The sequence below is a fragment of the Thauera sp. ZXT1-4 genome (assembly GCF_052598215.2).
Genome location: NZ_JBQWSN020000054.1, coordinates 1 through 7,475, shown reverse-complemented (window position 1 = coordinate 7,475; position 7,475 = coordinate 1). Strand labels below are relative to the sequence as shown.

General features: G+C 68.2%; 6 protein-coding genes and 2 pseudogenes. 4 read left to right on the top strand and 4 right to left on the bottom strand.

Features of this window, described 5'->3' with window-relative positions:
* Positions 1-450: 450 nt before the first annotated feature.
* The 3 genes from ACUH78_RS18410 to ACUH78_RS18400 are packed head-to-tail and all read left to right on the top strand — an operon-like array spanning position 451 to position 1,258.
* Positions 451-726 (top strand): universal stress protein, encoded by a 276-nt coding sequence (locus ACUH78_RS18410; RefSeq protein ID WP_445334352.1) that lies wholly within the window; start codon positions 451-453, stop codon positions 724-726.
* Positions 727-755: 29 nt separating this feature from the next.
* The gene (locus ACUH78_RS18405) at positions 756-899 is read left to right on the top strand and encodes a helix-turn-helix domain-containing protein (RefSeq protein ID WP_445334353.1); all 144 of its coding nucleotides are present in this window, start codon (positions 756-758) and stop codon (positions 897-899) included.
* Positions 896-1,258: a hypothetical protein gene (locus tag ACUH78_RS18400; RefSeq protein WP_445334354.1), complete on the top strand. Its 363-nt coding sequence runs from the start codon at positions 896-898 to the stop codon at positions 1,256-1,258. Before ACUH78_RS18405 ends, ACUH78_RS18400 begins: the two co-directional genes overlap by 4 nt.
* A 90-nt stretch (positions 1,259-1,348) precedes the next feature.
* Here the strand turns inward: ACUH78_RS18400 and ACUH78_RS18395 are convergent, their stop codons facing one another.
* Together ACUH78_RS18395 and ACUH78_RS18390 are read right to left on the bottom strand one after the other, a co-directional pair.
* Positions 1,349-1,846: a GNAT family N-acetyltransferase gene (locus tag ACUH78_RS18395; RefSeq protein ID WP_445334355.1), complete on the bottom strand. Its 498-nt coding sequence runs from the start codon at positions 1,844-1,846 to the stop codon at positions 1,349-1,351.
* Entirely contained in the window at positions 1,843-2,394 is a 552-nt protein-coding gene (locus ACUH78_RS18390; RefSeq protein WP_445334356.1) for a type II toxin -antitoxin system TacA 1-like antitoxin, read from the bottom strand. Before ACUH78_RS18390 ends, ACUH78_RS18395 begins: the two co-directional genes overlap by 4 nt.
* Positions 2,395-2,462: 68 nt before the next feature.
* On the opposite strand from ACUH78_RS18390, the pseudogene ACUH78_RS18385 reads away from it, so the two are divergent.
* Positions 2,463-2,720: pseudogene (locus ACUH78_RS18385) on the top strand (IS1595 family transposase); the annotation flags it as partial.
* A 487-nt stretch (positions 2,721-3,207) separates the two neighbouring features.
* On the opposite strand, the gene ACUH78_RS18380 reads toward ACUH78_RS18385, so the two are convergent.
* Both ACUH78_RS18380 and ACUH78_RS18375 read right to left on the bottom strand, forming a co-directional pair.
* Complete coding sequence (locus ACUH78_RS18380; RefSeq protein ID WP_445334357.1) at positions 3,208-7,044, bottom strand: RHS repeat-associated core domain-containing protein; 3,837 nt, start codon at positions 7,042-7,044, stop codon at positions 3,208-3,210.
* A 13-nt stretch (positions 7,045-7,057) separates the two neighbouring features.
* Positions 7,058-7,475 (bottom strand): annotated as a pseudogene (locus ACUH78_RS18375) (hypothetical protein); the annotation flags it as partial.

Genomic DNA, 7,475 nt, shown 5'->3' with positions numbered 1-7,475 from the left:
CCGCCCACAGGGCGTCGCCCAGGGGGGTGTGGGCTATGAGAAGGCGGTTCATGATGACTTGGTGTTATGAAAATGGCGTAATCATACCCACGGGGAATTGCTACGGCAATCACGGTCGCACGCACCCGCGGGATGTCGCGCAAGCGGGTCGGTGCGGGGGGAGGGACTCGGGAGGGACGGGGAGGGACGGCAGGCGGGCGGAGGGAAGAGGCACGGCTCTACCAGAAGGGCATGGCCCGTGCGAAGCAAAGCGCTATCGCAAAGGCCAGCTGCGGCGCTCGCTGGTGGCCGAGTCGAGAGAAGCTTGGGGATCCGCGTCGAAGTCGACCTGGGCCGTCGCGCTCGGGGCGAATGAGCGCGGTGGCCTCAGGGGCGTTGTCGTCGCAATTGCCGAAACGAGCCGGGTGCCCGCCGCCCGTTTGTGGGCTGACTCCCCCCAGGCGCGCTGCCTTGGCTCGCTCCATCAGCTTCGAGTGCGATCTCGCGCTCGGAATCGCCCTGACGCCGCCTCAGTGTTTGGCGGGAGTTGAACATCTCGATGTTCTTTCGATCCACCCTCAGCTTCCTCCCGCCGGACAAGAACCCGGCAGGGTGATGGGCAAGCACGGAGAGAACTTCCTGGAAGAGTTGCTGCTGGGCAGCGTGACCAAGCATGTGCTGGCCGAATCTCAAGGCGACGTTCTGGTATCGGCGTTATCATGGTTTAAACTGGGCTCGATATCCTGACCCTGACTGAAGTCGCCGCCTATCTACGGGTGACGAAGCGAACGCTGTATCGGCTTGCCCAGGAAGGGCAACTGCCCGCTTTCAAACTCGGTGGCACATGGCGCTTCCGACGCGAAGAACTCGACCGGTGGATCACCGAGAACATCGGCAGGCAGCGAAACGAGGGCGCGTGACGACGCAGCCTTCGCCGAACGGCAGCACGCCGCCCCTTCTGTTCAGCGCGCATGTCGTGGTCGCCATCGGCGTTCTGGTTGGGGCCGTGCTCGTCAGCACGGCGACCGATTCCCCTGTTCGGAGCATTTTTCCGTATGCCCTGTCGGTCGGTTTGGTGGCCTGGAAGCACGGCATGACTGCCGGGTTCATGGTTGCGGGAGTGGCGACACTTGCCGCGCTGTTCTCCGGGGCGTTCCCGAGTAATGCTGCCTTGTCAGGCCAGGAAGTCGGGGAAGGGCTGTACACCTATCTGAAACTGTCTATCGTCAGCGCTGGCGCGGTGCTCGGTAAGCGGAGCAGAAGGCCGCTGTCCGCTTAGCGTACGATTTTTTTCCGTTTCGTGAGCTGACCCCTGGTTGGGCGGTTCTCGAAAACCATTCTCGGTTCAGACGGCTCTGAGTAACGAGTTTCAAGAACGCTGGATGGTTGCCAGCGGCAAGAACTGGGTGCGCGGTGAGTCTGGCAACGCAATGAAGCCATGATGCCGGTAGAAGGCCGCAGCCGCCTCGTCCTTGGCATCCACCATCAAGGCATAGGCGGCGATCTCGGAGCGGGCGGCACGGTCGAGCGCATCGGCCAGCAGCGCACCGCCTAGACCCTGCCCCTTGAAAGCCTGATCGACTGCCAGGCGGCCCATGCGGACGGCGGGCACGGTCGGATAGCGCGGCAGCTTCTTGCCGGCGCTGGCCGGGAGATCGGCCAGCAGCAGGCTTGCCGACGCCAGCGTGTAGTAGCCCGCGATGCGCTTCCCTTCGGCCAACGCCACGAAACAGGCAGCCACACGGCGGCGAACGTCCTGGGTGACTTGTTCCCGCAGGTAGCGGACAAGCGGTTCTGAACCGCAGTTGAACGCGGCGCGATCATGCGCGGCATCGAGCGGCGCGAGCCGGAACGGCGCGCTGCTCATTCAGCACGCAAGAGCTTGCGGCGACGGGCGAAAGCTCGTTCCAAGGCCGGGGGCGGTTGCGGCGGCGACAGCAGCGCCTGTGCAAAGCACTCCTGATCGGCCAGCGATAGCCGGATGACCTCGGCTTGCTCGATGGCGCGTTGCGCGGCGTCCTGGACGGCAGCGACCACGAAATCAGTCATCGTGCGCCCCTGAAGTTCGGCGGCGCGCTTGAGCATCGAATGCAGATCGGTGCTGATCCGGGCTTCGAGCCGGGCGGTAGAAATGGCTGCGGGCATGATTTTGTCCTCCTGATGCAAAGCATACGGCAGATTGCCGTACAGAACAAGGCGGAATTTTCGGCGGTTCCAGCTTATGCCAACGGCTTGATGTACTTTATTTTCCGTTTTCTGAGACGTGAGCAGCCGGCCTTCGGCGTCGTACCGGTAGCGGCGGGTGCGCCCGGAGCAGTCGGTGTGGGCGGTAGGGCGGTCGGGAAGCTGGGGGTCGGCGTAGGCGTAGCGGGTGACGGCCCGTCCGGGGCGGTGACGGCGAGGGGATTTCCGCACGGGGCCCGTTCGATCGTCCAGGCGAGCCCTTCGGGGCCGCGGATCTCGAGGACTTCGTCCGTGTCCGGGTCCAGGAAGCGGGTATCAGCCATGAGTCGGTCAATCTGTCGGCAGGCATGCGTGTCAAAGGCGCGTTGCACGTCCAGAACGTGAATGCTTTCCACAGCCGGCTGCACCAATGGATTACCCGCTTCCACGGCGTTGCCATCCACTACCTACCCAACTATCTCGGCTGGCGACGGGCAATCGACACTGGTCGGCTGAAAGCCCCGCACGCCCTGCTCCTCGCGGCCGTCGGCGTATTTCCACAGGTAACGGTGACATAGCCCAATGTTAACTCGACGCATTAGCGGAATTTATGATCGGCGGACCGGCGTCGGAGATGTGTGTAATGGAATGGGGTAGAGCTCGCGAAGGAGACGTTATGATTTATCATTCTTTATCATCAGATTTTTCCGCTAAGCATGAGGCCGCGGGCGCTCCCGGGCCGGTCGGCAGGATGCACTAAACGGCGCGGCCCGCAGGATGATCAACTCCCATAGACCGTAGCAGAAGAGGCTGAGCCCTACGAGCGCTAGGACAATCATGCTTCCGCTGTCACGTCCGTCGGGCGAGTACTTGCTTCCTATTGAGAGATCGCCTCCCCAAAACCGGTAGGCAACCCATCCCAATAGCCCCCCTCCAAGAATTACCGCAAGAAACGCAATAATTCCATTCAAGAGTCCGTATCCTCTCTGTGCGACGACAGTACTTGGCGTCATTGGCCGACGAGTCACGGCGCAAGCCGCCCGATTGCGTAGTTGACCTCTGCTCCTAAAACGCCCGGTATTGACATGGGAGGGGCCCCGGATCTGTAAAGCCAGAAATGAAGTCGATAGCTGCGGTTTGGGCGTTCGGATTCGACGCCGTCATTGTGCACCACAAGACAGCTTCTGGAGCGTACACAACCGCAGCCTCAACGGCGATTGGTGTGACCGCCACTGCGCCAGTAGCGCTCGCAAGCCCCAACCAGTTCTTAATATAGGTCTGAAGAGCTTGAAACTGCCCTGATTGGTAGTAGCCAAGAAGACCCGGCGCTTGTTGAAGTCCTTGCGGATCAATATCACTTAGCGGGCATCCGCCAACGTAAGCATAGAGATTCTCACCCCCCGCCAACCCAATCGGATCCTGCGTCACATACCGTCCCTGCTCCGGATCATAGTATCGATATCGGTTGTAGTAGAGCCCGCTCTCCGCATCCGCCCACTGCCCCTGGAAGCGGATGGGCTGGCGGGCTGCGCCTTTGGCCTCGCGCACCGCCCCCCAGTCGTCGGGCTTGGCCTGCCATCGGATATGGCCGTCGGAGCCGACGAGCCTGAGCGGCGTGCCCAGGTGGTCGGTCAGGTACAGGCTCGCCCGCACGGGCGGAGCCTCGGGGGCGAGGCCGGCGGGGATGGGCAGGTCGTTGGCGGCAAGGAGCGCGAGCGCGGTGTTGCGCAGCGCCCGCTCGGCGGCCGCCGCCTCGTCTTCCTCGGGCTGGGCGCCCTGCTCGAAGCGGGCGAGCGGCACGAAGCTGCCCGGTTCATACACGACGGTGGTGGTGGCCTTGTCGTTCGCCTCGGCCACCAGGCGCTCGCCGTCCCAGCCGTAGCGGGTGGTCGCCTCGGCCCCGTCGGGGCCGGTGACGGTCTTGGCGATGCGCCGGGAGAGCGCGTCGTAGGTGTACTGGGCGCGGGTGGTGGCTCCGTCCGGGTCGCGCCGTTCGAGGGCGACCAGGCGGTGGGCGCCGTCGTAGCCGAGCGTGAGCCGGGTGCCATCGGCGCGGGTGCGGGCGACGAGGTTGCCCGCGGCATCGAACTGGCTGGTGGTGCCGGCCAGTTGCGTGATGCGGTTCTCAAACCAGCGTTGTTCGTGGGAGCCGTCGAAGCCGAGCTCGGCGAGCGGGTTGAAGCTGGGGTCGTGTAGGCGGCTTTGCACGAGCTCGGCCCACTCGGCCTGGGTGAGGCGGTGCGGCGGCCCGGCCGGGGCGTCGGTGCGGTTGCCGGCCGGGTCGAACGTGTAGTGGTGGGCGGCGGCGCCGTGGCGGCTGGCGACGAGGCGGTCGGCGTCGTCGTAGGTATAGCCGATGGCCGCCTCGGGGCGGGCCGGATCGGCGCGGCCGGTGAGGCGGCCGAGCAGATCGTAGGTGTAGCGGGTCTCGGTAGGGTGGCCCACGGCCGGCTGGTCGGCGCCGAGGAAGTAGCGCTGGCGCTCGAGCAGCCCCAGGGGGGTGTAGCTGCGGGCTTCGGTGAGGACGGGGGGCTCGCCTTCGCCGGGGGCTGCGCGGCGCACGGTCTCGCGGTGGAGCACATCGCGCTCGAAGTCCAGCGCCAGGCCCGCGGCGCGCGCCCCGTGCAGGTGGCCCGGGCCGTAGGTGAGCCAGTCGAGGGCGGGGGCGGTGCCCCAGGTGCTCTGGGTGAGCTCGCCGCGGGGGCCGTGGCGGTGGGCGACGTGGTAGGTCCAGCCGTCGGCGTGGGTCTGGGTCTCGCGGGTCGGGCGCCCGGCCGCGTCGAAGCCGAAACGGATGCCGGCGGCCGGGTTCTGGAAGCCGGCGAGCTGGCCGTCGGCGCGCCAGGCGAAGGTTTCGGTGATCGCGGGGGCGTGGGCGGTGGCCGGGAGGGTGCGCTCGACGAGGCGCCCGAGGGCGTCGTACTGGTAGCGGGTGACGGGCTCGCCCGCGAGGCTCGCCTCGGTGCGCGCGACGAGTTGGCCGGCGGCGTCGTATTCGTAGTGCTGGGTGCGGGCGTCGAAGCCGCGCTCCTCGACGAGGCGGTCCATCGCGTCGTAGGCGAAACGGGTCGTGGCGCCGTTCTCGTTCTCGAGGGTGAGGAGGCGCCCGGCCGCATCATAGGCGAGGCGCCGGCTGTGCCCGGCCGCGTCGGTGTGGGCGGTGAGCCGCCCGAAGGTATCCCAGGCGAGCTCCTCGGTGGAGCCGTCGGGGCGGGTGAGGCCGACGAGGCGGTCGGCGCCGTCCCAGGCGTAGGCGAGCCGGGTGCCGTCGGCCCGCTCAGTCTCGATGCGCCGCCCGAGCCGGTCGGTGCGGTGACGGGTGGTGGCGCCGGCCGGGTCGGTCTCGGCCACGAGCCGCCCTTCGGCGTCGTACCGGTAGCGCCGGGTGCGCCCGGCGCAGTCGGTGTGGGCGGTGAGTTGGCCGGCGCGGTTCCATTCGAGCCGCTGCACCCCGCCCGCGGGGTCGGTGAGGGCGGTGGGGCGGTCGGGAAGCTGGGGGTCGGCGTAGGCGTAGCGGGTGACGGCCCCGTCCGGGGCAGTGACGGTGAGGGGATTTCCGCACGGGTCCCGTTCAATGTGCCAGGCGAGCCCTTCGGGGCCGCGGACTTCGAGGACTTCGTCCGTGTCCGGGTCGAGGCGGTAGTCCCAGCGGCTGGCGTCGGGCAGCTCGAGGCCGACGAGCCGGCCCTGGCCGTCGAGGCGGCTGCGGGTGAGCCGCCCGAGGGGGTCTTCGGTGGCGATGCGCCGGCCGAAGCCGTCGTAGTGGAAGCGCAGCTCGCTGCCGTCGGCGCGGGTGTGGGCGCGCCAGCGGGTGTCGGGGCCGCGGCCGTCGCCTTCGAAGTGGTAGGTTTCGGTACGCCCGAGGCTGTCGGTGACCACGGTGTGGCCGGCGTGGTAGGCGAACGCGCGCACGAGCCCGCCGGCCTCGGCCTGGCGCACGACGCGCCCTTCCGGGTGCAGGCGGTCCCAGGTGTAGGCGACTTCGAGCCCGCCGGGGGTGCGCTGCGCGATCATCAGGTGCTCGCGCCAGGCGAAACGGCGCCGCGCAGCGCCCGTGCGGTCGAAGACGGCGACGAGCGCGCCGGCGGCATCGAATTCGTAGCGCACGAGCCAGTCGGCCTGGCTGTCCGGATCGATGAGCCCGCCGGGGGCTTCGGCGAGCGCCACGCCCGCGAGGCGCACGCCCGGGTCGCCCGCGCGGCGGCTCGAGAACGGGCGGTAGGCGAAGCGGTAGTGGCGCCCGGCGCTGTCGGTGACGCCGGCGAGAAAGCCGTCCGGGTGCCACTCGAAGGCGGTGCGGTAGCCGTTGCGGTCGAAGCGGGCGACGAGGCGGTGGCGCCCGGCGCACGGGGCGAAGTGGAAGTACTGGCCGCCGGCCTGGAGGAAGTAGCTGTCGCGACCGTGGCGCTCGGGTTCGGGCACGGCGGCCCAGCGCCCGCTCCAGGGGGCGCCGGCGTCGGCCTGGGGCACGACGGGGCCGGCGCGGCGCAGCCACAAGGACTCGGTCGGCGAGAAGCGGGCTTCGCCGGGGGCGAGCGCGCCGAAGGTGAGCCGCCGGCCCTGGGCGTCGATGAGGACGGTGGCCTCAGGCCCCGCTTCGAGCCCGAGCCCTTCGCCGGGGAGGGACCAGCCCTGGCCGAGGCTGCCGATGCGCGCATCGCGCGAGAGGTAGCTGCGCGCGAAGACGAAGGGGGCCGGGGCGGGCAGCGCGAAGTCGGTCTCGGCGGGCAGGAGCTTGGCGCCCACGATGGGGTTCACCGGCCAGCCCACCTGGGGGGCGCACACGGGGCACTTGTCGGCTGCGCCTTCGGCGGCGTCGCCGATGAGCACCGTGGCGGAGCCGGTGACGATCTTGCCCTTGGCGACCTTGTCGCCGATGCGGGCGGCGGGTTTGCCACTCATGGGGGGAAGGTCCTCAGGCGTTGATCTTGACGAGGGTGGAGAGCACTTCGAGCTCGCCCGGGGTGAGCCGGATGGTGCTCGCGCCGCAGGTGAGCACGATCTCTTCCTCGCCGCTGAACTCGATGCGCTTGGCCGAGAGCTTGGCGGTCTCGGCGACGGTGGTGGTGTCGTTCTTGCCGACGCTCGTGCTGCGGTCGCGCCCGACGCTCTCGTTCTTGCCGAAGCCGGTGGCCTCGACGCGCTGGCCGGCCACGATGGAGCTGTGCAGCAGGCCGATGTTCTCGCTGTGGAGCAGGCCCACGTTGAACATCGACATCATCCCCACCGACTCGGTCTTCATGAGGCCGGTGCTGACCGTCCAGCTCTTGCCGATGGTGTCGGTCTCGTTGCGGTCGATGGTTTTCCTGCGGCTCTTGTGGACGGTGACCGCC